We start from the raw sequence: 25,927 nt of genomic DNA on the forward strand, positions 1-25,927 counted from the left end.
ATGGATGTCACCAGTACGTTGAGTATATTTGAAATTAGCGCGATTTTTTTATCTATAACCGCATTACTTGCTTATATAAATCATCGGTTTATTGGCCTGCCAACCACCATTGGGGTGATGGTTATTTCGCTTTTAGTGTCTATTGCGGCTATATTTTTGGGCTTTTTAGGGTTTGATGAACTTATTGATTACGAAGTAAGCCTACTTGATCAACTCAATTTTACTCATGTATTGCTCGATGGCATGCTCTCAATGCTGCTTTTTGCTGGGGCGCTGCACGTTAATGTAAGTGACTTAAGACGTTATAAATTACCCATAGGTATTTTAGCGTGTGTGGGTACGCTAATTTCAACAGTTATTATTGCTACAGCGTTATATGTAGTAGTGCCTTTATTGGGATTTAATTTATCGTTTATATGGTGTTTATTATTTGGTGCGTTGATTTCGCCAACCGATCCGATAGCGGTGATGGGTATTTTACGCTCTGCTGGTGCGCCTAAAAGTATTGAAACCGTAATAGCGGGGGAGTCGCTATTTAATGATGGTATAGGCGTGGTGGTATTTGCGCTTTTATTAGGAATTTTAACCAGTGGTGATATGCCAACTACATACTCAGTGGCTCATACACTCGCTGTTGAAGCGGGGGGCGGTATAATATTTGGTTTAATATTAGGCGCTGCTTTAAATTATTTATTAAAAGCAATAGATAGCTACCAAGAAGAAGTATTACTTACGCTAGCGGGTGTTATAGGCGGTTATGCATTGGCGAGTCACTGGCACTTATCGGGGCCACTTGCGATGGTTATGGTGGGATTAATGGTGGGTAATCATGGCCGTAATTTAGCCATGAGTGATAAAACACGCCACTATGTTGATTTGTTTTGGGAGCTAATTGATGAAATTTTAAATGCTATTTTATTTGTGCTAATTGGCCTTGAAGTGGTAATGATTGTGTACTCAGCTAATTTGCTGGTGGCGGGCGTTTTAACCATTTTAATTGCGCTATGCGCACGTCTTATTGTGGTTGGCCTAACAACAACTATTTTTAATAAACAGCTCGAGCTGCCCAACAGTGCATGGAAAGTGTTAACCTGGGGAGGGTTACGTGGCGGTATTTCGGTAGCACTAGTATTGCAGCTACCTGATGGATCGCAGCGTAATATTTTATTGGCTTTAACTTATGCAGTGGTGGTTTTTTCAATTTTAGTACAAGGCTTGAGCGTAGGAAAAGTCGCCAAAAGCATAAAAACAAAATAAATTTTAAAGATTGATTTTTGTACAGCTTGCTGGCTTGTATGCGTAACTACTGCATAACACTCGTTTTAAAACCTTTTTCAAAACAAGCAGTAATTACGCTGGTTTACACGCTGTTAAACATTTAAATTTGTACGTATATTAGACTAAAGTCTATAGGTTAATTTTCTTCACTTATTGAGTTTGTTTTTCTCGTTTGTCGTCGCTGAGCTATTACTCTAAAGTTCAGTTGTCGGCAACAAGCACGACTAACTTAATTAGGAAAGGCAAACCATGAAACGTACACTTTTAAAAACCATCGCTCTTGGCTCATTACTAACTTGCTCAGCAGCTGTAATGGCTGATTCAAGTGACTACAAACTAATGGTTATCAAAACCGCTACTGCGCCATTGCCACTTGAAGAGTCATTCAATAGCTGCGCACTTAACGTTAAATCTAAAAATTACGCTCAAGCTGAAGAAATTTGTACTAAAGCCATTGCACTATTACAAGATGCACAAGGCCCTAAATTTAAAGTACGCCAGCTTACATCGTACGCTTTAAGCAACCGTGGCGTTGCACGTTTAAAAGCGCATAACGATACAGCAGCATTAGCTGATTTATACGAAGCAGTACAAATCTCTGAAAACACTTTAGTGTCTCATAACTTAACTCGCGCTAAAGAAGAGCTTGCCTTATAAAGCAATTTAATTAGCGAGAGTCACAAAAAAGCCCCTACCGATTTATATTAGGTAGGGGCTTTTTTGTGCGTGTAATAAAATTTTTTATAAAGCTCTCGTGTAAATTTAAAAGCGAGAAAGTCCGTTTTAGAAAGCTTTATTTTTGGAATTATTACTTTTACCTGTTTTTTATACGAGGTTTCTGTAAAATTAATGAGTTAACATTTGTTATTGATTTATAACACCTGTTATTGACGTAATCATTCAACTAAATATAAGCAGGTTATATGATTTTCTATATTGTTGGGTTGAGTACATTGGTTATTATTTTGTGTTTAGCTATTTATGTTATTTATAGCAATATACGCAAAAACCGAGTAAGAAAAACTAAGGAATACAATGTGCTGTTTGATAAAGACACCATTGTAGATGAGCTTATTACTCAACTTACGGATAAAAACCAAGCCCAAGCAGATAAACATAAAAAAATAAAAGGCAAAGAAGAGATCCTTGCAACATTTATAGAATTGCATCGCTCAGGTAGTTTTTGTGCGCATTTAAGCGAGCAAGAAATTATTTACTTTGTTAAGAAAAAACTAAACATGGAGAGTAATGAAAATGGATAGCGATAAAAAAGCGGTTCTAGAAGAAAAGTCACAATCATTTATAGGTCGTTTTGGCCGCCGAAATGTCATTTTAGTAACATCAATAGTGGTTGTGTTGGCTGTTATAGCAACGCTTACTTCACAAGTTATTTCTTGGAACGAGGCTGACGAGCGCTTAGTTCATCAATCGGCGTTTACCGGAAAGTTAACGGTTATTAACCAAGCTGGCCCATACTTAAAAGCATTTGGCACTACATCTGCTTATAAAAAGGTTATATCGATTAACTTTACGGGTGACGAAAACGCGACTGCCAGTGCAATTGTACCTCTTATTCCAATACGCTTTTTGGATACAACAACCGGTGGTGCACGTGGTGTATCGCGCTTTAGGTTGCCAGGCAATGTACCAGCCACTGAAAAAGGTGAATTACGTGGATTACTAAAAATACACGAAGAGTTTGGTTCGCAAGATACGCTTATATCTAATTTACTTATGCGTGCTACTACAGAAAACGTTAAAGCGTCGGCGCGTATGATGTCGGTTGAGCAGCATTATTCTGGTGGAAACGGGCAACTTAGCCAAGACTTCTCTGATCAACTTACTAATGGTATTTTTGTTACTGAACAAATAATCAGCAGCGGTGAGCGGGATAAAAGCGATGAACTAGGTAGCTTAAGTAAACAGCAGCGTGTAACGGTAAATATTAAATCTGATAAAGAGGGTAAACCGCTGCGTAATGCGCCGATTTTAGGTGCGTATGGTATTACTGTTGTAGATGCAAGTATTATTGATATTGACTACGAAAGTAAAGTAAACGCGCGCTTAGAAGCGCAAAAGCAAGCGGCTGCAGATGAAGCCTTGGCACGTCAAAATCTTAAAAAAGCAGAGCAACAAGCGCGTACAGAAGTTGCCTTAGGCGAACAAGCAATAGCAAAGCAGCGGGCAGAGTCTGAAAAGCTTAAAATTAAAGAGCAAATCGATGCCGAGCGTATTAAAGCAAATGCTATTATTTCTGCGCAGCAACGTGTAGCTGTAAAAGCTGAGTTGGCAAAAGAGCAAGAAGAGATATTAAAGCAACAGCGTTTAGAAGCACTAGGCATGGATGTGTTAGCTGAGGCACGCTTGCGTGCTAAATCAGCAGCGCTTGATCCTAAATATGTGTTTGATGAAACATTAAAAGCTGAGGTGAAAATTCAAACTGCTTTATTCAATAGTTTAGGAAAAAGCCGTTTAGTGCCTGAAATTGTAATAGGTGCAGGGCAGGGCGAACAAAGCAATGGTTCTGAATTTATGCGATTATTAGCGGCAGATGCGGCTTTAAGTCTTAAAAAACGTTTAGAAAAAGACCAAAAATAAACAATTAAATATACAAGCAATAGTGAGTTTTTAGCTATAAAGACTCTACACCAATAAAAACGCTGGCTGATATATCAGGCAGCGTTTTTTATTGTGTGTTTTTTGCTATTGTATTTTGCAGATAAGCCTATACCAATTCGCAATAATACTTAATTAAGCGAATTGGTATTAGATGCTAGTGAAAACAGTTTTTTTAATTACACAGTAAAAAGAGTGAGTAGTATTGATGGGCTCCAGCAAAAATCAGCTTAATTTAGACTTAGGACAAGAGCATATTACTATCCAACGCCGTTATGAAGCATTAGGCGCAGTTAACGATTTTTTAATTGCGGTGTGGTTTTTAATTGGTAGTTTTTTCTTTTTAAATGAGTCATTAGTTGAAAGCGGTACCTGGCTTTTTATAGCTGGCAGTGCGCAATTAATAATAAAACCTGTATTAAAATTAATGAGTTTAGTTCACGTTAAAAAAGTGTTTCATTCTAATAATACTCACTAGGCGTTCAGGTATTGTAATTAATAATTTAATGACTATTCACAGCAAAGGTAATGCATTGAAACTACTAAAGTGGACTTTGGGCGCAGTTATAATTTTATTAATAGTGGGTTTACTCATTCCTGAGAAGCTAGTAATCCCTGTGCAAGGCGCTACAAGTAAAGATTGGAACCACAATACGTTTTGGTATGAGCCGTGGGGGCGCTCGGGTGTACATAAAGGAATTGATATTTTTGGCGCTAAAAACACGCCTGTGGTTGCTGCAACAAGCGGTATTGTTATTTTTTCAGGTGAACTAAACCGAGGTGGCAAAGTGGTTGCGGTATTAGGTGCAAAATGGCGAGTGCATTATTTTGCACATTTAAATGACTACCATGTAAGTGCAGGGGATGTAGTTAGCATAAACAGCCAAATTGGCTTACTGGGTGATACCGGTAATGCTGCAGGAAAGCAACCCCATGTGCATTATTCTATATTATCGCTTATGCCTATGCCGTGGCTTTTTACAACACAAAGCCAAGGGTGGAAAAAAATGTTTTTTTTAAACCCACATAAAAAGTTGACTGCTAACTAACTCAGTTTTACTTATAAGTGGGCCGTTACAAATTAACTGCCAACGTAGTTAACTCTCCTGTTTTTGCTGTATTTTTTGAGAGTGAAAGAAACGCTATTTAAAGCAGGTGTTAGACTAAAGTCTATAGGTTAGATTTTCTCACTTATTAGGTTTGTTTTTATCGTTTGTCGGGGCAAGAGGATTTATCTAAAGTTACGTTGTCGGCAACAAGCACGACTAACCAAACAGGAAGATAATCATGAAACGTACACTTTTAAAAACCATCGCTCTTGGCTCATTATTAACTTGCTCAGCTGCTGCAATGGCTGATCAAAGTGACTACAAATTAATGGTTATTGAAGATTCTGTAACAGCCGCACCAGAGTTTGAACAGCCATTCAATAGCTGTGCACTTAATGTAGAATCTAAAAACTACACAGAAGCTGAAGCCATTTGTACACAAGCAATTGCCTTATTAAAAGAAAGCCGTGGCCCACGTTTAAAAGTACGCGAACTTACATCGTTTGCATTAAGTAACCGTGGTGTAGCCCGCATGATGGCCAAAAAAGACACCGCAGGCCTTTCAGATTTATACGAAGCGTATCAAATCTCTAAAAACTCACTGGTATCTCATAATTTAACGCGTGCTAAAGAAGATTTATCGTTATAAAAACGTTTTATAACGCGATAAAAAAGTCGATGAAGGGATAATCCTGCATCGGCTTTTATGTTTTGTATACTCAATTAATATAACCAGGTAAAAAGTACTTAACTAATAAATAATTACCTTTGTTAGTAAGCTATCTTTCATCATATTTATTCGCTCTAAGCGCTTTTACCATGTTCACATTTATTGTGGAGCGGTGAGGCACAATGCTTAAAAGGTTATTAACCCCACCTAGGATCAACAAGCTATAACTCACAAAAGCCCACAAAATCAAGAGCGAGCAAATTTTAAATTCAACCAACCCCACCTGTAATTTAGCTAATATCGGGTGTGGAGTCTCTTAAAATTAGCTTAGGCTCAAACACCTGATTAACTGTTATACCGCTTTTTTTATAGATATCTTTAAGCACTAAATTTGCTGCTGCGCGGCCCATTTCGGGTACTGGGTTATCTATTGTGGTAAGCGTAGGGTAAAGATAATTGGTAAAAATAACGTTATCAAAACCAATTATTGCTAAATCTTTAGGTAAATTAAAGCCATGCTCGCGGGCGTATTTCATTGCACCCGATGCCATTTCGTCATTGGCGCACACAAGAGCCGTAATTTGCGCTTTATTTTGAATAAAATGGCGCAGGCCATCGCTGCCACCGGTTTCTTTAAAGTCGCCTACATAATACAAGCTTTCGTCAAATGTGAGGTTATATTCTGCAAGGGCATTTTTATGGCCTTTTAAACGATCTGAAGCATCTTCTTTAAACTGTGGCCCAGCAATATAAGCAATACGTTTATGCCCTCTATTAATCATGGCTTTTGTTGCAAGGTAGCCACCCATAACATTATCGAGACTAATGCAGTTTTGTTCTATTTCTTTAACGTAGCGACTCATTAAATAAATAGGGGTTTTACCTTTACTGAGCTCAATTAAATACTCGTTAGATACCGCTTCTACGTGAGCAATAATGGCGTCGCAATTACGGCTAATTAAAAACTCAAAACCGCTTTTTTCTTTTTTTTCATCACTGTGGCCGGGTGTAATAATTACGTGTTTATCTGCTATACGTAGTTGCTCTTCAATGGCCGACATCATTTGACCAAAAAACGGGCCATCTAACTCAGACACTAAAATGCCAACACTGTTAGTACGGCTCGATGCTAAAGAACGTGCAATAGAGCTTGGCTGATAGCCTAGCTCTTTCATCGCCTCTAATACCTTTTTTTTAGTTTTTTTACTTACGTAGTCGTTGTCGTTAAGCACTCTAGAAACAGTTGATAAAGACACACCAGCCATTTCTGATACTTGATAAATAGTCGCCATTTATATCCTAGCTTGTACGCATTTGTTTTAAATAAAATTTATAAAACTTAAGTTGTGATTAAAAGTTAATTTACACATTACTGCGCCTAATTGCTAAATCTTCTGTTATTTTTTGGGTTATTGTGGGTGTAAGCGGATAAATAAGCATCAACGCGGCGCCTAAAAAAGCAAAAGCAGCTGGGATCCAGCTCATTAGCAACTGCATAGCGGGCAGGGCTTGGTTAATTGTAAGCTCATCCATACCGTTATACCCATAGCCTGCAAGCACCACTAATACGAGTGCCCCAGCAAAACCGCCACCAGTTTTTTGTACGAAGGTGCCTGCAGAATAAATAAGCCCAGTAGCACGGCGTTTATTTTTCCACTCGGAGTAATCGGCAGAATCTCCCAGCATGCTAAAAAACAAAGTAGGCATCATGGCTGCAAAAAATTCAGCCGCGCAGCCAAAGGTAAACACAGCGATAATATTATTGCTAGGCACCCAGTAAAATGCAGTGGTTAATAAGGCGCTTAGCAACAAAGATGCAATAAATAAATTGCGTTTTCCCATAATTTCAGCCAGCTTGCCAGTAGCAAGTGCACCAAAAATAGATACTACTAATAAGGCAATAAAATATTGTCCTGCCATGAGTTCATCAGCAACGTGGTACTTAAAGTAATAAGCAATAACACCGTATTTTATGCCGTTAAACATCATGGTTAAAAAGCCAATACCTAATAAAACAAGCCAAGGTTTGTTGGTTAGTAAATCGACCATATCGCGCTGCGAACCGGTTAGGTTTTGTTTATTTTTATTAAGTAGTTTTTTTATAACAAAAGTCATTGCAGCCATAACTAAAGCAAAAAATAACCCGCTGTATAAATCGCGATAATAAAAAAACAGTGTTGTTGATAACAAAGGTAATATTATAAATGGCAGGTTTTTAGTTAAATCAAACAGTTCTGATTTTAAACACCCTTGCTCTGGAGGTGGGGCTATTACGCGCTCTTTAGTGCTTACAAAGGTAATAACCATAAGCACAATAAGTAAACTTGCGAACAAATACATAGTGAGCTGATAGCCCTTGGCGTTATCACCGCCTCCAAAATAAGCGACTAAGTCAGGTAAAAAGCCCATCACTAATAACCCGCCTGTAAACGCGCCTGCAAATCTGAATCCTGATAGCTTTGTGCGCTGGGTGTCATCGGGGGTCATTACGCCCATAAGTGCAGAGTAGGGTACGTTACTGACTGTATAAGCAAGTGTTAAACCAATATAAGTAACGTAGGCATAAATAAGTTTATTGGTTTCGCTAAAGTTAGGTGTGGTGAAGCACAGCACCATAAACAAACCTAAAAAGGGCGCGGAGTAGAGTATCCACGGCCTAAATTTTCCAAAGCGCGACTGCGTTCTGTCGGCAATCATACCCATAATAATGTCGGTTACGCCATCAGATAGCCTTACCACTAAAAACAACATGGCAGCGGCAGCCGCCGATATGCCAAATGTATCGGTGTAAAACACCGCTAAATAAGCAAGCGCACCGCGCCATACTAAGTTAGCGCCGGCATCGCCCATGGCGTAACCGACTTTTTCGTATAAAGGGAGTTTGTTCACAGTGTGTGTTCTTATTGTTATAAGCCGATAAATTATCGGCTAGTTATTAGGTTACTGTACGCTTTACCGCTGGCTTTAACAGTTCGTTTTTGTGTGTTGTAGTCTACGTGTACTATTCCAAAACGTTTTAAATATCCTTCTGCCCATTCAAAATTATCCATTAGGCTCCACGCAAAGTAACCATCTACTTTTACGCCTTGCTCGGTTGCGTTATGTAGGGCATTTAAATGCTCGTGGTAATATTCAATACGGTCGTTATCTCTTACTTCACCGTCTTTAAATTCGTCAGCCATGGCTGCGCCGTTTTCGGTAATATAAATAGGTGGTAGGGTGTATTTTTCGTTTAACGATACAAGTAATTCTGTAAGTGCTTTAGGGTAAATTTCCCAGCCTATATCGGTCATAGGCGCTTTATGTGGCAGCTCATGGTAAAAGTCAGTTTCGCTTGCTTGATAATGCATGCGGGTATAAAAGTTAATCCCTAGGTAATCTAGCGGTTGAGCAATTATTTCCATGTCGCCATCTAAAATATCTGGGCGGTGGGCTTTAGGTAATTGCTGAATAATATCAGGGTATTTACCTTGCATTACAGGTTGCATGTACCATTGGTTTATATAGTCATCAGCAAATGCAGTGGCTTTTAAATCTTCTTCACTTTGGGTAACGGAGTAACAAGGCGTAAAGTTAAGTACAATACCGTTTAGCGTATTTGGGCTATTTTTAGCAAGTACTTGCATAGCCAAACCGTGACCTAGTAATAAGTGGTGCGCGGCTTTACGACCAAATTCGCGACCTACTATGCCAGGTGCATGTACGCCTATTTCGTAACCTAAATAAGAGCTGCAAAACGGCTCGTTCAAGGTGGCGTAAGAGTGCACACGTTCCCCAAAAGCTTTGGTAATTAAATCTGTGTAATGCGCAAACTCGTAAGCGGTGTTACGGTTTAGCCAGCCACCTTCGTCTTCAATGTGTTGTGGTAAATCCCAGTGGTACAGCGTTACAAATACTTTAATATTACGACCTTTTAGCTCATCTAAAATGTCGGTATAAAACTTAACGCCTTTAGAGTTTAGGTGGCCACTTTTAGTCATTACGCGTGGCCACGAAATAGAAAGTCTGTAAGCGTCTACGCCTAATGACTCAATTAAGTCTATATCGTCTTTCCAACGGGTGTAATGCTCACAGGCTACATCACCATTTGAATTATCTGCAATTTTACCTTCTTTACTACAAAAGGTATCCCAAATGCAGGGGAGGCGTTCTGCTGCGCCACCCTCAATTTGAAAAGACGCTGTGGCCACACCGTAAGTAAAGTGTTTGGCTAAAAGTGGTGAGCCACTAGGTAAAGATAATTGTTTCATTAAGAGAAAACCTCTGTTTCTTTTTTGGTAAAGGTTGCTTTGTATAGAGCGTATTTTAAATTTATCTTTGGAAGCGCTTCCATAATTGATTTGATTAATCGCTAAGGATGGTATTTAATGACTTTAAGGAAGCGCTTCCATGTTTAGGTTAGTGGCTATTGCTAAGTAGGTCAATAGTTAAATTTAAATAACAAATAAGTGCTCAAAAAATCACACTGACACAACACAGGGCTATAAAAATGAAAAAAAGCTTAAACACTAATAGGTTACGAATGCTCCCTATTTTAATAGGCGGATTATGCGTTTTAAGTGCGTGTAATAAACAAGAAGCTAACGCTGATAATAACGAAAACGCGGTGGCCAAAAATACTGAGCATGAGCGAGGTGATTTATCACTTTGGCCAACGCTTAAAAGCAAAGTAATGAAAACGCCTGAAATTGAAAATACGATTGCACAGTATTTAAAGTCGATGACGCTTGAGCAAAAAGTAGCGCAAATGATCCAACCTGAAATTCGCGATATTAGTGTTGAAGATATGCGCAAATATGGTTTTGGTTCGTATTTAAATGGCGGTGGCTCGTTCCCCAATGCTAATAAGCATGCAACGCCTGCAGATTGGATAACACTTGCTGAGAGTATGTATCAGGCATCGGTTGATGACTCAATTGATGGCAGTAAAATCCCTACCATGTGGGGAACTGATGCCGTACATGGACATAATAACGTTATTGGCGCGACGTTATTTCCGCATAATATTGGTTTGGGCGCTGCTAATAACCCTGCGCTTATAGAGCAAATTGCAGCGGCAACAGCGGTAGAAGTAATGGCTACAGGTATTGATTGGGTGTTTGCACCAACTGTTGCGGTTGTACGTGATGACCGATGGGGCAGAACGTACGAAGGTTACTCAGAAGACCCTGTAATTGTACGTGAATATTCAGCCGCTATTGTAAATGGCTTACAAGGTAAAGCCGACGGCGACTTTTTAAGTGATAAACGCGTAATTAGCACTGTTAAGCACTTTTTAGGTGATGGCGGTACAGTTGATGGCGACGATCAAGGTAATAATATTGATAGCGAAAAAGATTTGTACAACATTCATGCGCAAGGTTATATAGGTGGCTTAACCGCAGGTAGTCAGTCTGTTATGGCATCGTTTAATAGCTGGAATGGTAAAAAAAATCACGGCAACAAATACTTACTTACCGATGTATTAAAAACAAAAATGGGGTTTGATGGCTTTGTTGTAGGAGATTGGAACGGCCACGGACAAGTTACAGGCTGTACAAATGAAAGTTGCCCACAAGCGGTCAATGCAGGGCTTGATATTTTTATGGTGCCTACGGGTGCTTGGAAACCACTTTATGAAAATACAATTAAACAAGTAAAAGCGGGCACAATAACAATGGCGCGAATAGATGACGCCGTGGCACGTATTTTACGCGTTAAATTACGCGCGGGTTTATTTGATAAGCCAAGCCCCGCAAATCGAAAATATTCAGGTAAGTTAGAACTAATAGGTGCACCTGCACATCGCGATATTGCCCGCCAAGCGGTACAAGAGTCGTTAGTACTGCTTAAAAACAACAACCATTTATTACCGCTTAGCCCATCAAGCAACATACTTATAGCGGGCGATGCGGCCGACAACATAGGCAAGCAATCGGGCGGTTGGAGTATTACGTGGCAGGGAACTAATAATCAAAATGCAGACTTTCCTGGAGCAACGTCTATTTATGCGGGGCTAAAAACGCAAATAGACTCTGCTGGCGGTAACGCTATTTTAAGCCCAACGGGTGAATTTACTAGCAAACCCGATGTAGCGATTGTTGTATTTGGAGAAGAACCATATGCAGAGGGGCATGGCGATAAAGATAACCTTGAGTTTGAACGTAATAATAAACGCTCTCTTAAAATATTAAAAACATTAAAGCAGCAAAATATACCAGTTGTTTCTGTGTTTATATCGGGCAGACCAATGTGGGTTAACAGCGAGCTAAATGCATCTGATGCGTTTGTAGCAGCATGGCTTCCTGGGACTGAAGGACAAGGCATTGCTGATGTTTTATTAGCGGATGAAAATGGGCAGGTACAGTACGACTTTAAAGGTAAATTGTCGTTCTCGTGGCCTAAATCGCCACTGCAAACGGCTGTAAATAAGGGCGATGCTGATTACTCACCATTATTACCCTACGGCTTTGGTTTAACGTACAAAGATGAAAGTACGCTTGGCAATAATCTAAATGAAGCCTCAGGCGTTGATATTAGTAACCTTGCGCCTCTATCCATATTTAATGGCAGCTTTAAAACACCATGGCGTTTGTTTTTAAATTCAAATAGCAAGCAGCACCAAGTAGCAAGTAACAGTGTAAAGCTTGGCGGCATTACTTATCGCACTGAAGATAAAACCATTCAAGAAGATGCGATGCAATTTAATTTTGATGGCACTGCAACCAGCTACATCGAAATTAATAGCAACTTTACAGAAGATAAAGTGGCCTACATTGAAGCAAATTCAGCCCTTAGCTTTAGCTATAAAGTAAATAAAATACCTAGCTCACAAACATACCTTGCAATGAAGTGCGAACAAGGCTGTGGCGGCGAGCTTGATATTACCAGTGATTTTGAAAATGCTGATTTAAATACATGGCAAACCATGAGTATAGATTTAGCGTGTTTTGCTAAAAAGGGCGTTGATTTTGCCAGAGTAACCAGCCCTTTTATTATTAAAACGGCAGGAGAGCTTAGCGTTTCAGTTGCAGATATTAGTTTTGAACCACAGAGCGCTAAAAGCGCCGTGGTTAAGTGTGAATAGTAGAGTGTTTATAAGTTAAGTTTATTGTGTGTTGTCTCAAAGCCCTTTTTTAAGGGCTTTTTTTAAGAGGAGATTTATGCAGGGCAATATTGTTTTAAAAACTCATGGTGAGGTGGTAACTGGCTAACGCGTTGTTCTATTTGTTGCTTAATACCGTGTAAAAAACGGGTGAGCTCTTCATCGCTCATCATGCTGGCTATTAAATGATGTTGGTTAGGCTCAATACCTTGTCCAAGCATAACTTGCACCCAGGAGTCGACTCTAAAAATATCACCATCGTCTAAAAATACACGGCCAGTTTGTTTAAACAAATCAATTTTATGCTTAAGTGTTTTTGGCACTTCCATGGCGCTACAGTGTTGCCAAAATTCGCTGTCATCGCGATTAGTTACTTTGTAATGCAGCACAATAAAGTCACGAATATTTACAATTTCGCTTTTAAGTTGTTTGTTGTATTCGTCAATGGCGTGATTGGTAATGCCATTAAACGGAAATAAACGCATAAAGCGAATAATACCCGACATTATTAAATGAATGCTGGTGGACTCAAGTGGTTCAACAAATCCACTAGCAAGACCAAGCGCAAGGCAGTTTTTGTTCCAGCCTTTTAAGCGACGCCCAGTTTTAAATTTAATAACACGGGGTTCAGTAAGCGCTTCACCTTCAATGTTATTTAATAATAGCGCTTTGGCTTGTTCGTCATCCATATATTGGCTGCAATAAACTAATCCGTTGCCGACACGGTTTTGCAGCGGTATACGCCATTGCCAGCCGTTTTTATGGGCAATAGAGCGGGTAAGTGGTAATACGGTATCGCTGGTTGATTTTGTTTGTACTGCAATGGCGCTATTGCATGGTAATAAGTGTGACCAATCTTCGTAGCCAGTATGCAATGCTTGCTCTATTAATAAGCCTCTAAAGCCGGTGCAATCTATAAAAAAGTCGCCGTTTATTTGCTCGTCACTATTTAAAAGTAATGATTCTATGTGGCCTGTTTTAGCGTTTTTTACTACTTTTTGTATTTTACCTTCAATGCGTTTTACACCTAATGGCTCTGAAAATTCACGTAAAAACTGCGCGTAACGCGTGGCATCCATATGGTAAGCATAGTTAATGGGGTTTTGCTGATTAAACGCAAATTTACCGGCTTTAGCCGCTTGCAACTCGTAGCAGTAATTGCCAAATGGGTCGTTTATTCCAAGTGCTTTACCTTGCAGCCAAAAGTGATGAAATTCACCCGCCCAACATTCTTTGCCCGTAGCGCCAAATGAGTGAATATAATGCGTGTTTTCATCGCCCCAGTTTTCAAAGCTAATACCTAATTTAAAGCTTGCTTGAGTGGTTTTCATAAATGCTTGCTCGTTTATACCCAGCAATTTATGAAATGTACGAATAGGAGGAATTGTTGCTTCGCCAACGCCTACAGTGCCAATATTGTCAGATTCAACAAGGGTAACGTGTATATTTTTGCCAATTAATTTTGCAAGTGCCGCTGCGGCCATCCAACCTGCAGTGCCGCCTCCAGCAATTACTACGTTTTTAACAGCGTTTGTTTTAGTCATTATGTGGCTGCCTATTATTTGATAAAAGATGATTTAAAAGCGCGCGATTGCTTGGTAGTCCGTTTAAACACTGTGCTATTTTTTCGCGGTTTTGCTGATAATAGTAATCCCCAGCACGCGGGTCGTTAAATGCATTTTGTGCAGATACAGTTTGTGTATTAAAGCCCATGCCATATAAAACGTATTGGTAACTGCTTGATGAAAACACTTCTTCTTTTTCAATAAAATCAAAACGGCTAGGGGGCTGAAATTGCCAAAGTTTAAGTAAGTTTTGCAGGCGCTCGGGCGCAGTATTTAAATTACTAATATCTTGCCAATATGGAGTATCGTCGCGCTCGCTTAGCACATAATGAAGTTTTAAAAATTCAATAACACGTTCCCAACGCGTGCTAAAGCGGTCATTAAAACGCGTTTCAAGCTGGCTCATGTGGGTGCGGTTTTGTGGTAGTTGCTCGCTCAGCATACTAATTGAAAGTTCAACCATGGCAAGTGCAGAGGCTTCAAGTGGTTCTAAAAAACCAGCCGACATACCCACGGCAACGCAGTTTTTAATCCAAAATTTTTGCCTGTAACCAGGGCTGAATTTTAATACACGGTAATTAAGCTGCTCAGCTTGTTGCTCGCTAGTACTTTTAGCTATATAGCTTTTTAAAGTATTAGTTGCGCTTTCATCACTTTGGTATTTACTACTATACACATAACCTGTACCACGGCGTGTGGGCAGGGCTATATCCCAAATCCAGCCATTACTTTGCGCAGTAGAGAGCGTTGCTGAGGCAATTGGCTGATTGATGTGTGCATTCGGTATCTGCGCCGCTACAGCGCTGTTATTAAATAAAATATGATCTTGCGTTATAAGCTCACTATTAAAATGCTCCCCAATTAAACGCGCACGAGAGCCTGAGCAATCTATAAATAAATCACCTGTTATATCGCCATTATTATTTGTTTTTAATGAGGCAATATAGCCATGATCGTCGTTAATAACCTTGGTTACATCGTCAATAATATATTTAACGTTTAGGCTTTTAACGCTGTGATTTTTTAAAAATTCAGCAAATTTACCTGCATCTAAGTGGTAGCCATAGTTAGTAACGGCTGCATATTCGGGGGTTTGTAATTGCTTTGGCGCAAGCGCTGCTTGGCATACAAAGCTTTGCATATTAACTACATCAGCAAACTTTTGGGCGGGCGCTATGCGTTGCCAACTTGCGTGTAAGTTAGTGTGCTCGTAGCCTTGAGGGTTCATAAAAGGGTGGTAGTAGTTTTCTCCCTCGCTGAGGTTGCGCCAATTTATAAATTTAGAACCTTGCTTAAAGGAGGCATCGCATTGGGTTATAAAATCAATTTCTTTAATGCCAATGCGCTGCAACGTGTTACGCATTGAAGGCCATGTGCCTTCGCCTACACCTAGTATTGGCACATTTGCTGACTCAATTAACGTGACACTTAAATGTGGATGCTCAGCAGCTAATAAACCCGCGCTTAGCCAGCCGGCTGTGCCGCCACCTAAAATGACTATTTTTTTTATTGGTTTGGTCATGAGTTAAAACCCTAAACTTGATAACACATAAACTATATCGTTTTAAATACAAAAAAGCCGCTAGTAAAAACTAACGGCTTTGCTTTGTATTACCTTTAGAAGTTGTAACGCATACCAATATTGTAGCGTGCGCCTAGTTGTTGCAGGTTCCACAATTGCACTGAAGTTCGGCCATGTTCGCGGCTGTTTTGCTCAGTAATATTTATACCTTCGACAAAAAACGAAAGCTGTTCGCTGTAGTTGTAAGCAACGTTAAAGTCGATTTGATAATACTCTTCAGTAAAGCCTGGCTCATTTACGTATCGAGCTGCGCTATTTAAAAACTTATCACGCCAGTTGTAAGCAATACGTGCTTGAAAATCATCGTTTTCGTACATAGCAATAAAGTTAGCTGTATCGCTTAAACCTACTAGTGCAAATTGTGTTGTAGTAGGGTCGGCGTTTACATCAAAGTCTATGTCGCCGTTAACTGTGGTGTAGTTTGCTTGCACACCAAAACCGCTTTCACCAAAAAAGTGCTGAAAGGCAATTTCAAAACCATCAATAGTGGCATTTTTATTGTTGGTAGGTACTTGCGCAGTAAATTCTAGTAGTGGGTCATCGCTGTTAGCAATTACATCGTAAGCGGCTTCAAACTCTTCGTAGGTCATAGAATCAAAATCTACGCCATTTTCGGTGGCGGCAACCATTTGAAATAAGTTTGAATCGGTAATAGCTAATCCGCGAGATTCCAACTCAGCCATGGCGGCTTGTGCACGAGGGCCTGCTGTAGCGTCACGTAAACCATAGTAATTTTGTGTCATTGGCGTTAAACCAATAAAGTTTTCGATATCTTTTGTGTAGTAACCAACCGACACATAGCTTGTTTCTGCAAAGTACCATTCAGCCGATACATCAATATTATCTGATTCAAGCGGCACTAAACCAGGATTACCAGTTGAAGCCGTGGCGGGCGACGAACCAGCCAAAATTGTTGGGCCGCCAGGTACGCCCACAGTAGCGGCAGAGCTTAAGTTATCATACGTTGGGCGGGCAATCGTTGTGCTGTAAGAAAAGCGCGCTTTAACGTTTTCAATTACTTCTATGTCAAAGTCAAAACTTGGCAAAAAGTGATCGTAGCTAGATTTAAGCGTGAAATCTTCTTTGTTTGAGCCAAAGCGTACATTGAAATCGTTATTACCTTCCCATGCTACTGCATTTGGTAAATCGATATTAGCTGTTGAGGTAATGTCAGTTGACTCTTGGCGTGCACCAATAACGAGGTTATAGGGCATATCGCCAATGTAACCTGTGTAACTAAATTGCACAAACGCAGCGGTTATGTCTTCTTCAATTGTACGGTTTGTGGCAAATGCGCCATCGGCTGCAAAGTTAAAGGCGTATTGCTCGCCTGCCCAGTAACCTATTTGCGAAGCGCTGCCTGTGTATCCTTGATTAAATGAACCTGATGTATCGTAATCATCAAACTCAGCTAAAAAGTTGGTAGGGTTTAAGTAACCCTCTGGCAGCTCACCTGGGTTTTCAATACCCCAGTTACCCATAGTGTTGCGAGTTAGTGATTGTAGTGAATGGCTTTGCATAGAGCGAGACTCTATACCAAAGTCAATTGCACCGTTTTCAAGCTCGTATTTACCATGTAGCCTAAATTCGGTTACCTCAGACTCTTGGCTTGCAAAGTTTGAGTCTAAAATAGACGTACCCACGTCTGAGGGATCTAAAGTGTTATTACAATTTAAGTTATCTCTACGGCAATCGTTAAAGTCGATGCTCATAGAAGGTAGCTCACGGCTAAAGTCTACTTCTTGTGCGTTAACTACGTTTGCGCCAAGGCCTGCATTAACCCAGCTGCCGTAAGGTGCATCTGGTTTGCTAGTGGCTTTTGAATTGTGCGCATCAAACATAAAGCTCAATTCTGAATTGAAGTAGTACTCTACATTTAAGCCGATTGAATCGTTTTTATTTACTTGATTAAGTTCTTGAAACGCTAAGCCTAAGTCGCGAGTTTGTTGATCGCGGCGTTCTTCTCGGTAGTAAATTGGGGTTTTTACGGTGTTGTCGTCAAAGGTGAGTGCACTTTTATAATTATCCATCCATATTGATTGCTCAGCACGCTCTTCAAATAAATCTTGTTTAGAGTAGGTATAATCAAGCGTGGCGGTTAAGTCATCAATAGGGCTATATTGCAGCGTTAATTGAGCATTTGTACGCGTACGTTCTCTGTCGGCTATAGTATAACGCAAATCTGATGGCATAGAATAAAGCTGGCCAATCTCTGGTGCGTTGGTTAGAACAATATCGTCAGCCGCTTGAGGAATAGTGCCGTCATAAGCCGATGTATTCCATTGATTTACAAATGCGCCTGTTGATGAGCTATCGCGCTGTTGCATGCTTGCCGTTAACGATGCGCCAAATTTAGCTTCGCTGTCGGTCCAGCTAAAAATACCCGAAAGCTCAGGAGTGATGTCATCGCCTACGCGATTAGTTGTATCGTGAAGTGCTTTAACTCCAATACTTGAAACAAATCCAGGGTTGTCGAGCGGGCGAGCAGTATTAATATTAATGGTTGCGCCAATACCACCAGATGCAATACTCGCTTTACCTGTTTTATATACTTCTACCGATTTTACGCTATCAGACGCTAAGTTAGCAAAGTCAAAAGCACGAGAGCTGGGTGTACCGCCACCCGCAGGCAAAGAAGCAGCCGGCATTGTACGACCGTTAAGGGTTACCATATTGTAATCGGGGCCAAAACCACGAACGGTCACTTTAGAACCTTCACCGTTTGAGCGATCAATCGATACACCGGTAATGCGCTGTAGTGATTCAGCTAAATTGGTATCAGGAAACTTACCAATATCCTCAGCAGAAATGGCGTCTACCACACCTGCTGCATCGCGTTTTAAGCGAGTCGATTCTTTAATGCTGCTCTTAAAGCCGGTGACCTGAATTACTTCAACGTCTTGGTTTGCTACATCTTGTGCAAGCAAATCTAAAGATACAGATGCGCTTAAAATCAGAGATATACTGGTCGCTATTTTGGTTTTTCTTACAATATGGTTAGCCATTTGGGTTCCCTCGTACTCATATCTTTATTATTAACAGTTGTATGGAACTGTTTTGTGTAATTAATAACATTGTCAAATGTGTGGAAGCGCTTCCAGATCAAGGTGTGGTGACTATTTTTGTGGAAGCGCTTCCATAAATGCTAGTTTAATTTTCTTAACGGGTCAATATTTGTTTTAACAAAATGAGAACAAATTGTTTTATATTTGTGTTTCAAACCCAAGTGAATTGAGCCTGCACTTTGATTTATCTCTTAATTTCTTATGTCAGATAGAAAGGACGAAGGTAAAAGTGGAGATATTTTACTTTAATATTTATCTGCAAAAAAACGTTAGCAAAATGCAAAATTATACCGTTTTTAAGAACAGCACGGCTAGTATGAATTGGTTTATGAATTGTTCGTAAATAAACCAATTATTGTGTAAATAAATATTAAATAAGTCACTAAATAGTAAAGCAATATTTGCATAACATGGTTAAAAAAAAGATTTATAAAACTTACCATTTTAAATGGTTGCTAGTGCTCAATTTTGCCGCTATTTTAAGGTTAAGTTGTATTAGATGGAATTAGTATGAGTTTCAAATTGATCTCTTTTTGCTATTGTATTCCCGTACTCTTTTTAAATGGTTGCGATGAGGAAGTGAGTTTATTTAGTAGCAGTAAAACGCCATTAGTGGCTAAAAACGAAACCGCTAATTTACCGGCTACTGCTATCGAGCAAAAGCACCTTGTTGTAGAAGGCCTAATAGAGGGAATTGTACCAAGTCACTGTAAACGTGGTGAAACAGCGTATATAAATGCAAAAATGCAAAAGGTTATACGCAACCCAACCGCAAAAGTGACTTATACACTAAAGCCCACTGATAATATTTTGTCTGTGTGTGTGGCCAATGATAACTCAGCTATTACTTATCGTTATGGCACTGAGCAAAAAATTGGCCTTGAGTATACGGCCACTGCGACGCAGCCATTTGGTAGCTACTATCGTCAAATAGGGAAAGTAGGCGAAAGTATTTTGTTTTTTAACAAAGGCAATTACTATTACTACATTATTAATGCTGGTGGTATGGGCAGTGGTGTTTCAGTGAACGTATATAAAAATAAAACGCTTATTGCGGAGTTTTTCTCTGGTAATGAGGCGTATAACGACTTTGTTATTGCCAGTAATTTAGACTTGCCTAAGTCGTTGGCAATAGAGCTTCAACCACATATAAACACAATGCAATGAATGGATTAAGTAAAGCTCATTGTAACATTATTGAACAAGGGCAGTGGTTTTCTAAGCGTGATGCACACTTAAAACAGTTTTTACTAAGCCACGCAAAAACTTTAAGCCTTAGTGCGCACCAATCTCTTTTTTTACGAGGTGATAAACACGACGGTATTTATGCTGTATTAAGTGGTGTGGTGCGTATTAGTGGGGTAAGTAATAATGGTAAAGAAGCTGTTTTAAGCTTTGTTGACACCTCGCTGTGGTTTGGCGAAGTCACTTTATTTGACCGCGGAATGCGCACGCACGATGTTTATGCGCAAACCGATGTAACACTGTGTTTTATTGGGCAACGCGCACTTGAGCAACTGTTAAAACAATACCCGCATTATTGGCAAGACTTTGGGTTACTCCTTGCCCAAAAATTGCGAGTTATGTTTACTAGCATGGAAGATCATGCACTATTAAGTGCCGAGCAGCGCGTTGCAAAACGCTTGCTTATATTGTGTGCGCATTTAGCGCATAGTAATGGCCATACGTTTACGTTATCTCAACAACAATTGGCTGATATGACTTACCTTACACGGCAAACCGCCAATCAAATTCTAAAAAAATTAGCAAAGCAGCAACTCATTGAGGTCGGCTATAACAAAGTGACCATTTTAAACCAATCTGCTTTAGAGCTACTTTGTAATCAGTAAATGTCGGCTCCCCGACAGAGTGATATTTTAAAAGCCTGATATAGTGTAAAAAAACACAATGAAAGGCACACACATGAAAACTCTACAGCAACAGCTTGGTACATACGGTTTGTACCATCGCTCTAAACGCAATGTTTTAACTCATTTTTTTGGTATTCCGCTTATTGTATTTGCAGTGCTGTGCTTGTTAGCGCGTATTCAAATACCCATTGGCAGCCTGCTTATTGATGGCGCGCAGCTTTTTGTTTTTGCAAGCGTGGTGTATTACTTAATGCTGAGCGTATCGCTAGGCTTAATAATGGGTGTACTGTTTACCTTATTGCTTTTAGCAGCACAGCCAATCGCTGCTATGGCTTTTTGGCCTTGGTTAAGTATTGGTGTGGGCGTGTTTGTATTTGGCTGGGTACTGCAGTTTATTGGCCATTACTATGAGGGTAAAAAGCCTGCGTTTGTAGATGATTTAATTGGCTTAATTATTGGCCCATTGTATGTAACCGTTGAGCTTTTATTTTTAATGGGGCTTTATAAATCGCTAGAGCATGAAGTTAACGCCATAGCAGGCCCCACCAAGGCATAATGCTAAGCGGCTTAAATATTTAGTTATTCGAGTGTGCTAAATAAAGCGTTAACCACGTTATAAATCATATATCTGTCGCTATAAACGTTTAAAACTTAATACGATTGCTATTAGCAGCGGATAAAATAATAAAGGCAAATAACCCATGCAATACAACAATAAAACCGTATGGATCACCGGCGCATCATCAGGTATTGGCAAGGAGCTCGCAATACAGTTTGCAGCACTGGGTGCCAAGGTTATTTTATCAGCCAGAAGCGTTGATAAACTTAACGAACTAAAACAAAGCTTACATGGCGATGGGCACATTATTGTGCCCCTTGATTTGTCAGCGCCTGAAGCTGTATTGGCTCAGGTTACTGATTTAATGAGTACATTACCTGCTATCGATATTTTAATTAATAACGGTGGGGTATCGCAGCGCAGCCTATTTTTAGAAAACGAATTTAATGTTTACCGCCAGTTGATGGAAGTTAACTATTTTGGCCTCATTGCACTTACCAAAGCGGTAGCGCCTACTATGGTTGCTATGCGCAGAGGCTCAATAGTCTCAATTAGTAGCGTTGCGGGTAAAGTAGGCTCTAAATTTAGAACGGGCTATTCAGGCTCTAAATATGCAGTAGTGGGTTTTATGGATTGCCTGCGTGCTGAGCTTGCAGAGCATAACATTCATTGCTTAACTATATGCCCAGGCTCTATTAAAACCGCCATTGCACATAATTCGTTAAACGAGCAAGGCATAGCACAAAACAAGCCAGAGCACTCAATAGAAAATGGCATGGATGTAAGCCTAGCTGCTAAAAAAATGATCCTCGCAATTCATAATAAAAAAGACGAAGTGATTGTTGGCAAAGGCCTAAGTGGCTGGGCACCGACCATTAAACGGTTTTTTCCTCGCGTATTTAATCGATTAACCGCTAAAACAAACTATCGGTAGCATCGGGCGATTTAGAGATATAAAATGCTGTAAATTCAATCAATTTAGACAAGGATTCTAAATGAAGTATTTATGGCTTGGCCTGTTTTTTATTGTATTAACTTGGTCCGGAATTAACCCAAAAGATCAGTTTACTTGGCTGCTTGAAGTTATCCCCGCAATAATTGGTTTAGTGCTTATGGCAAGCAGCTATAAGCATTTTAAACTCACCCCCATTTTATATGGCTTTATATTAGCGCATTGTATTGTGCTAATGGTTGGCGGGCATTACACCTACGCCGAAGTCCCTTGGTTTGATAATTTATTTGGCAGTGAGCGTAACAACTACGACAAAGTAGGGCACTTTTTTCAAGGGTTTGTGCCTGCATTATTAGCGCGTGAAATATTACTACGTAAAAATGTAGTCAATGGTAAAGGCTGGCTAAATGTGTTTGTTGTATCGATATGTTTAGCGTTTAGTGCTTTTTACGAACTAATAGAGTGGTGGGTTGCAGTGTTAAGCGGTGAAAACGCAGGAGCATTTTTAGGTACGCAAGGGTACGTATGGGATACTCAATCTGATATGGGAATTGCCTTACTTGGGGCTATTTGCTCGATATTGCTGCTTTCAAAAGTACACGATAAACAGTTAAAAAATGTTAAAGATTATTGATTCAAATTTTATGATTAACAGACAATAAATTATGACTGTAAATACCCACAGTTTCACGATAAGCACAGATAAAAGCAAGCTTAACTTTAACGTTATTTATAACTTTATTGCTAATAGTTATTGGGCTAAAGGAATACCTAAAAGCGTGATGCAAAAAGCCATTGATAACTCAATGTGTTTTGGTGTTTACAGCGCTGATAACGAGCAAGTTGGTTTTGCCCGCGTAGTAACCGACAACGCCACTTTTGCCTATTTGGCTGATGTATTTATTACCCCAGATTTGCAAGGTAATGGCTTGAGCAAGTTACTTATTAAAACGATAGTAGAGCACCCTGAGCTGCAAGGGCTAAGGCGCTTTTTATTAGCGACATCGGATGCGCATGGCCTGTATGCGCAATACGGGTTTAAACCGATAGATAATCCAGCACTGCTAATGCAAATTAATACTGAAAATGTGTATAGTAAAAATAATAGTGAGATCTAATAAATGGGGTGGAGAGTTTAAGAAATTTTCTGTGTGCCTAATTTACCAAGACTATATTGTTCTATACTACCAGCGGAAAAACAAATACCAACATAAAGCCAAACAGTACTCGCTACAATTTGCCAAGTATCTAAACCTGAAGGCGTTACAAATGTAGGAACAGCAATTAATCCCCGCAATAAGCAGATCATTGCAATGGTAATTAAAGCTGATTTGAGCAGAGGAACTTTGCGAATTAAACCAACTGCTGAAAAAGCAAAAATAGTACAAGCAAACATTAAGCTTGCAACGATTATTGTGCCAATTGGAGCAAGTAAAGTTCCTTGAATCGAAGAGTCGATTATTTGTTGAGGTGCCCGAGCAAATGCAAACCAACTAGGACCGCCCAAAATACAGAGTAGGTGCCAGATCGTAGAAGCGGAAGCTATAACACCTGCACTAATTAATAATTTTGATTGAACACTAAAAATCAATGCTTACTCCATATTGTACTGGCACATAACGCCTTGTTATATTTAGTTGGATCATTTAGCTGCTAATTCGGTTTCGTCTTTCTTCATCAAGCTTTTTTAATGTATTGAGTGTAAAATTAGGCTTTAATACTAATTCATGCTCTTTTGCATTACCTTCGAACAGCACCTGTGAATCATCTATTTCCATAAGGAATACTGGCCTAGCTTTGAGCATGGGTTCGGACATTCCAGATGCATGGTAAAAAGCATTAAGCCCTTCAATTTCCCTTGCCCACGAGCAACCTAAATCCTGTTTAGACTCACCATCTCTACCTATTCGATATAAGGTTAAAGCTTGATTCAAAGGCGTGTAGCTTTGAGGAAACTTTGACAAATCAAAGCGAAAACAATCATAACTTCCTGATATTACACTTGAGGTATATAGCTCGTTTAGTGTATCTTTTTTCTCTTTGCCTTCCATAATATTGATTATGCCCTCCTTATGGGCATTCAGAAACATTAGCAACACCTCCAATTTATCGCCATGTTCATTAGTATAAAAAGTTCCTCCGAAATCTTTCTTAGATGCCAACAGCTTATCGATATATGTAAGTTCCTGGGGACTAAGATATTTATATTTTAAGTGTTCGAGATCGATACCGATGGAACTAAGTAGTGTGGATAAATATTGATTCAAATAGTTCTCTCTTAAGAATTATAACGCTCGCCTAAACGGCGAGCAACTTGTTGCGAGTCCAGCGGCCGTAGGCCGCAATGTTTAAGGCGATTGTTAGAGCTCACAGCTTGATGACTGCCAACATATCTTCACCATCTTCATCCAACCCCACTTCCTGAAAGCCAAAACTTGAATAAAAATTTTTGGCCACTGGGTTTTCAGGGTCATAGCAAATTTCTATTTCTTTTACTTTGTCACTGGCTTTGATTTCATTGAGCGCCAAATTTAGTGCAACTCTGCCAATACCAGATTGTTGATAGCGTTGATCCACCATAAAACGCCAGATAGAAACTTTTTCAGGCGTTTCAGATACCCACATAAAAAAACCGACAGGTGTATCGTTTTGATAGATCGCTCTACAGATATGCCCTTGGCAGTAATGTGACTCAACCAAAGACCACATATTACTCGCAACATATTCCTGTTGCTCATCCGTGACATCTAAGTCACATACAGCTTCATAATTTGAACTTGTTACTGCTTCCAATCTAATACTCATCGCGTCCTGCATATTTTATTTATTTGTAATCACAAATTCATGAAAGCCTTCGGTCTCAGGTGGTTCAACTTTCAATACATTCTCAATAGGTAATTTCGCAAAAAGTCTGTCCCAAAACTTTAATGCTTCGCGGTCTTTTTCATAAACGGCTACATGCCAATTTGATGAGCTATTTAACATTAAGTGGCGAACAGCATGCACAGCGATACCTTTTGATCGGTACTTAGGTAGGATAAAAATATCTGACAGCTCAGGCATTTCACGCTCTAATATTTCTGTTGACTCCACAGTCACAAAACCTGCGAGATTGTTCTCAACAACAATTAAGTAAGCGTCACAGTCTTCGTCACCCGCAGCGACATCTCTGAGGTATTCTTCATCAATATCAAATCTGCCTGAACTATCGATATCTTCGTTATCAAAATTACTTTGATGGTATTGATAAAATTGCCAAAGCATTGAAAATGCGGGCAAATCTTTTTTAGTTAATTTTCGGAGTGCTATGTTCATTTTTATCTCTAATAATTTTATCAGAGGACACTTTTCTCTTTTTACGAGCAAAGTATGTCCTCTTATTTATTTTTAATATTAATAACAAATACTGTAACACATTGCGAGTATTAAACTTTAAGTCCTAATGTTATTTAATAGCAGGTAAAAAAGAGGAAATTGTCCTCATTTTCAGACTTAGGAGGAAAAACGCCAGCGCAGTAAGCAAATACAGCGCTAAAGATTTAAAATGAAAACCAAACCCCTTTTTTAAATCATTTAACCGCCAATAAAAACTGCATCGAAAATATAAGTAACCGCTTTAAGTACATTTGTTTATGC

Annotated in this window: 24 protein-coding genes; 14 read left to right on the forward strand and 10 right to left on the reverse strand. The window is 39.5% G+C overall.

The features are described from left to right. From MTF64_RS05485 to MTF64_RS05515, 7 genes are all read left to right on the forward strand, one after another. Positions 1–1,257, forward strand: coding sequence for a sodium:proton antiporter (locus MTF64_RS05485; protein ID WP_248450840.1), 1,257 nt, complete (start codon positions 1–3; stop codon positions 1,255–1,257). Positions 1,258–1,527: 270 nt separating this feature from the next. Further along, positions 1,528–1,935: a hypothetical protein gene (locus tag MTF64_RS05490; protein ID WP_096739465.1), complete on the forward strand. Its 408-nt coding sequence runs from the start codon at positions 1,528–1,530 to the stop codon at positions 1,933–1,935. Positions 1,936–2,201: 266 nt separating this feature from the next. Continuing rightward, a complete protein-coding gene (locus tag MTF64_RS05495; protein ID WP_039972209.1) occupies positions 2,202–2,540 on the forward strand; it encodes a hypothetical protein in 339 nt (112 codons plus the stop codon). Further along, a complete protein-coding gene (locus MTF64_RS05500; protein WP_248450841.1) occupies positions 2,533–3,876 on the forward strand; it encodes an SPFH domain-containing protein in 1,344 nt (447 codons plus the stop codon). Before MTF64_RS05495 ends, MTF64_RS05500 begins: the two co-directional genes overlap by 8 nt. 226 nt (positions 3,877–4,102) lie before the next feature. Beyond that, positions 4,103–4,372, forward strand: coding sequence for a YrhK family protein (locus tag MTF64_RS05505; RefSeq protein WP_029772421.1), 270 nt, complete (start codon positions 4,103–4,105; stop codon positions 4,370–4,372). A gap of 28 nt (positions 4,373–4,400) precedes the next feature. After that, on the forward strand, positions 4,401–4,943 hold the full coding sequence (locus MTF64_RS05510; protein WP_248450842.1) for a M23 family metallopeptidase: 543 nt from the start codon (positions 4,401–4,403) through the stop codon (positions 4,941–4,943). A 238-nt stretch (positions 4,944–5,181) separates the two neighbouring features. Further along, positions 5,182–5,592, forward strand: coding sequence for a hypothetical protein (locus MTF64_RS05515; protein ID WP_004587208.1), 411 nt, complete (start codon positions 5,182–5,184; stop codon positions 5,590–5,592). Positions 5,593–5,903: 311 nt separating this feature from the next. Here the strand turns inward: MTF64_RS05515 and MTF64_RS05520 are convergent, their stop codons facing one another. From MTF64_RS05520 to MTF64_RS05530, 3 genes are all read right to left on the reverse strand, one after another. Beyond that, positions 5,904–6,905: a LacI family DNA-binding transcriptional regulator gene (locus tag MTF64_RS05520; protein WP_248450843.1), complete on the reverse strand. Its 1,002-nt coding sequence runs from the start codon at positions 6,903–6,905 to the stop codon at positions 5,904–5,906. Positions 6,906–6,975: 70 nt separating this feature from the next. Beyond that, positions 6,976–8,502 (reverse strand): MFS transporter, encoded by a 1,527-nt coding sequence (locus MTF64_RS05525; protein ID WP_248450844.1) that lies wholly within the window; start codon positions 8,500–8,502, stop codon positions 6,976–6,978. A 32-nt stretch (positions 8,503–8,534) separates the two neighbouring features. After that, entirely contained in the window at positions 8,535–9,863 is a 1,329-nt protein-coding gene (locus MTF64_RS05530; RefSeq protein ID WP_248450845.1) for a GH1 family beta-glucosidase, read from the reverse strand. Between the two features lie 239 nt (positions 9,864–10,102). On the opposite strand from MTF64_RS05530, the gene MTF64_RS05535 reads away from it, so the two are divergent. Beyond that, positions 10,103–12,679, forward strand: coding sequence for an exo 1,3/1,4-beta-D-glucan glucohydrolase (locus MTF64_RS05535; RefSeq protein WP_248450846.1), 2,577 nt, complete (start codon positions 10,103–10,105; stop codon positions 12,677–12,679). Positions 12,680–12,753: 74 nt separating this feature from the next. Here MTF64_RS05535 and MTF64_RS05540 read toward each other — a convergent pair whose 3' ends face one another. The 3 genes from MTF64_RS05540 to MTF64_RS05550 form a co-directional block, all read right to left on the reverse strand. Continuing rightward, positions 12,754–14,241, reverse strand: a complete 1,488-nt coding sequence (locus MTF64_RS05540; protein ID WP_248450847.1) for a tryptophan halogenase family protein — start codon at positions 14,239–14,241, stop codon at positions 12,754–12,756. Then, entirely contained in the window at positions 14,234–15,784 is a 1,551-nt protein-coding gene (locus tag MTF64_RS05545; RefSeq protein ID WP_248450848.1) for a tryptophan halogenase family protein, read from the reverse strand. Before MTF64_RS05545 ends, MTF64_RS05540 begins: the two co-directional genes overlap by 8 nt. A 95-nt stretch (positions 15,785–15,879) precedes the next feature. Continuing rightward, a complete protein-coding gene (locus MTF64_RS05550; protein ID WP_248450849.1) occupies positions 15,880–18,849 on the reverse strand; it encodes a TonB-dependent receptor in 2,970 nt (989 codons plus the stop codon). Between the two features lie 570 nt (positions 18,850–19,419). Between MTF64_RS05550 and MTF64_RS05555 the strand changes: the two genes are divergently transcribed. From MTF64_RS05555 to MTF64_RS05580, 6 genes are all read left to right on the forward strand, one after another. Next, positions 19,420–20,076 carry a hypothetical protein gene (locus tag MTF64_RS05555; protein WP_248450850.1) on the forward strand — a complete coding sequence of 219 codons (657 nt, stop codon included), beginning with the start codon at positions 19,420–19,422 and terminating at the stop codon, positions 20,074–20,076. Continuing rightward, positions 20,073–20,759 (forward strand): Crp/Fnr family transcriptional regulator, encoded by a 687-nt coding sequence (locus tag MTF64_RS05560; protein ID WP_248450851.1) that lies wholly within the window; start codon positions 20,073–20,075, stop codon positions 20,757–20,759. The genes MTF64_RS05555 and MTF64_RS05560 overlap by 4 nt, the downstream gene beginning before the upstream one ends. 73 nt (positions 20,760–20,832) lie before the next feature. Continuing rightward, the gene (locus MTF64_RS05565; protein WP_029772246.1) at positions 20,833–21,336 is read left to right on the forward strand and encodes an Mpo1-like protein; all 504 of its coding nucleotides are present in this window, start codon (positions 20,833–20,835) and stop codon (positions 21,334–21,336) included. Positions 21,337–21,481: 145 nt separating this feature from the next. Beyond that, entirely contained in the window at positions 21,482–22,273 is a 792-nt protein-coding gene (locus MTF64_RS05570; protein WP_248450852.1) for an SDR family oxidoreductase, read from the forward strand. A gap of 61 nt (positions 22,274–22,334) precedes the next feature. Next, complete coding sequence (locus tag MTF64_RS05575) at positions 22,335–22,925, forward strand: DUF2238 domain-containing protein (protein WP_248450853.1); 591 nt, start codon at positions 22,335–22,337, stop codon at positions 22,923–22,925. Between the two features lie 31 nt (positions 22,926–22,956). Further along, positions 22,957–23,409, forward strand: coding sequence for a GNAT family N-acetyltransferase (locus tag MTF64_RS05580; RefSeq protein ID WP_248450854.1), 453 nt, complete (start codon positions 22,957–22,959; stop codon positions 23,407–23,409). Positions 23,410–23,426: 17 nt separating this feature from the next. Here the strand turns inward: MTF64_RS05580 and MTF64_RS05585 are convergent, their stop codons facing one another. From MTF64_RS05585 to MTF64_RS05600, 4 genes are all read right to left on the reverse strand, one after another. After that, positions 23,427–23,882 (reverse strand): hypothetical protein, encoded by a 456-nt coding sequence (locus tag MTF64_RS05585; protein WP_248450855.1) that lies wholly within the window; start codon positions 23,880–23,882, stop codon positions 23,427–23,429. A 55-nt stretch (positions 23,883–23,937) separates the two neighbouring features. After that, positions 23,938–24,558, reverse strand: coding sequence for a hypothetical protein (locus MTF64_RS05590; RefSeq protein WP_248450856.1), 621 nt, complete (start codon positions 24,556–24,558; stop codon positions 23,938–23,940). 100 nt (positions 24,559–24,658) lie between these two features. Next, positions 24,659–25,096: a GNAT family N-acetyltransferase gene (locus tag MTF64_RS05595; protein ID WP_248450857.1), complete on the reverse strand. Its 438-nt coding sequence runs from the start codon at positions 25,094–25,096 to the stop codon at positions 24,659–24,661. Positions 25,097–25,111: 15 nt separating this feature from the next. Then, positions 25,112–25,606 carry a GNAT family N-acetyltransferase gene (locus tag MTF64_RS05600; RefSeq protein WP_248450858.1) on the reverse strand — a complete coding sequence of 165 codons (495 nt, stop codon included), beginning with the start codon at positions 25,604–25,606 and terminating at the stop codon, positions 25,112–25,114. Between the last annotated feature and the right edge of the window lie 321 nt (positions 25,607–25,927).

It is taken from the genome of Pseudoalteromonas sp. 2CM41L (genome assembly GCF_023161905.1).
Taxonomy (GTDB): Bacteria; Pseudomonadota; Gammaproteobacteria; order Enterobacterales; family Alteromonadaceae; genus Pseudoalteromonas; species Pseudoalteromonas atlantica.

Bases quoted from the DNA above. Each gene is read 5' to 3' on its own strand.
- MTF64_RS05485 (WP_248450840.1), top strand. From the start codon at position 1: ATGGATGTCACCAGTACGTTGAGTATATTTGAAATTAGCGCGATTTTT.
- MTF64_RS05490 (WP_096739465.1), top strand. From the start codon at position 1,528: ATGAAACGTACACTTTTAAAAACCATCGCTCTTGGCTCATTACTAACT.
- MTF64_RS05495 (WP_039972209.1), top strand. From the start codon at position 2,202: ATGATTTTCTATATTGTTGGGTTGAGTACATTGGTTATTATTTTGTGT.
- MTF64_RS05500 (WP_248450841.1), top strand. From the start codon at position 2,533: ATGGATAGCGATAAAAAAGCGGTTCTAGAAGAAAAGTCACAATCATTT.
- MTF64_RS05505 (WP_029772421.1), top strand. From the start codon at position 4,103: ATGGGCTCCAGCAAAAATCAGCTTAATTTAGACTTAGGACAAGAGCAT.
- MTF64_RS05510 (WP_248450842.1), top strand. From the start codon at position 4,401: ATGACTATTCACAGCAAAGGTAATGCATTGAAACTACTAAAGTGGACT.
- MTF64_RS05515 (WP_004587208.1), top strand. From the start codon at position 5,182: ATGAAACGTACACTTTTAAAAACCATCGCTCTTGGCTCATTATTAACT.
- MTF64_RS05520 (WP_248450843.1), bottom strand. From the start codon at position 6,905: ATGGCGACTATTTATCAAGTATCAGAAATGGCTGGTGTGTCTTTATCA.
- MTF64_RS05530 (WP_248450845.1), bottom strand. From the start codon at position 9,863: ATGAAACAATTATCTTTACCTAGTGGCTCACCACTTTTAGCCAAACAC.
- MTF64_RS05535 (WP_248450846.1), top strand. From the start codon at position 10,103: ATGAAAAAAAGCTTAAACACTAATAGGTTACGAATGCTCCCTATTTTA.
- MTF64_RS05540 (WP_248450847.1), bottom strand. From the start codon at position 14,241: ATGACTAAAACAAACGCTGTTAAAAACGTAGTAATTGCTGGAGGCGGC.
- MTF64_RS05545 (WP_248450848.1), bottom strand. From the start codon at position 15,784: ATGACCAAACCAATAAAAAAAATAGTCATTTTAGGTGGCGGCACAGCC.
- MTF64_RS05550 (WP_248450849.1), bottom strand. From the start codon at position 18,849: ATGGCTAACCATATTGTAAGAAAAACCAAAATAGCGACCAGTATATCT.
- MTF64_RS05555 (WP_248450850.1), top strand. From the start codon at position 19,420: ATGAGTTTCAAATTGATCTCTTTTTGCTATTGTATTCCCGTACTCTTT.
- MTF64_RS05560 (WP_248450851.1), top strand. From the start codon at position 20,073: ATGAATGGATTAAGTAAAGCTCATTGTAACATTATTGAACAAGGGCAG.
- MTF64_RS05565 (WP_029772246.1), top strand. From the start codon at position 20,833: ATGAAAACTCTACAGCAACAGCTTGGTACATACGGTTTGTACCATCGC.
- MTF64_RS05570 (WP_248450852.1), top strand. From the start codon at position 21,482: ATGCAATACAACAATAAAACCGTATGGATCACCGGCGCATCATCAGGT.
- MTF64_RS05575 (WP_248450853.1), top strand. From the start codon at position 22,335: ATGAAGTATTTATGGCTTGGCCTGTTTTTTATTGTATTAACTTGGTCC.
- MTF64_RS05580 (WP_248450854.1), top strand. From the start codon at position 22,957: ATGACTGTAAATACCCACAGTTTCACGATAAGCACAGATAAAAGCAAG.
- MTF64_RS05595 (WP_248450857.1), bottom strand. From the start codon at position 25,096: ATGAGTATTAGATTGGAAGCAGTAACAAGTTCAAATTATGAAGCTGTA.
- MTF64_RS05600 (WP_248450858.1), bottom strand. From the start codon at position 25,606: ATGAACATAGCACTCCGAAAATTAACTAAAAAAGATTTGCCCGCATTT.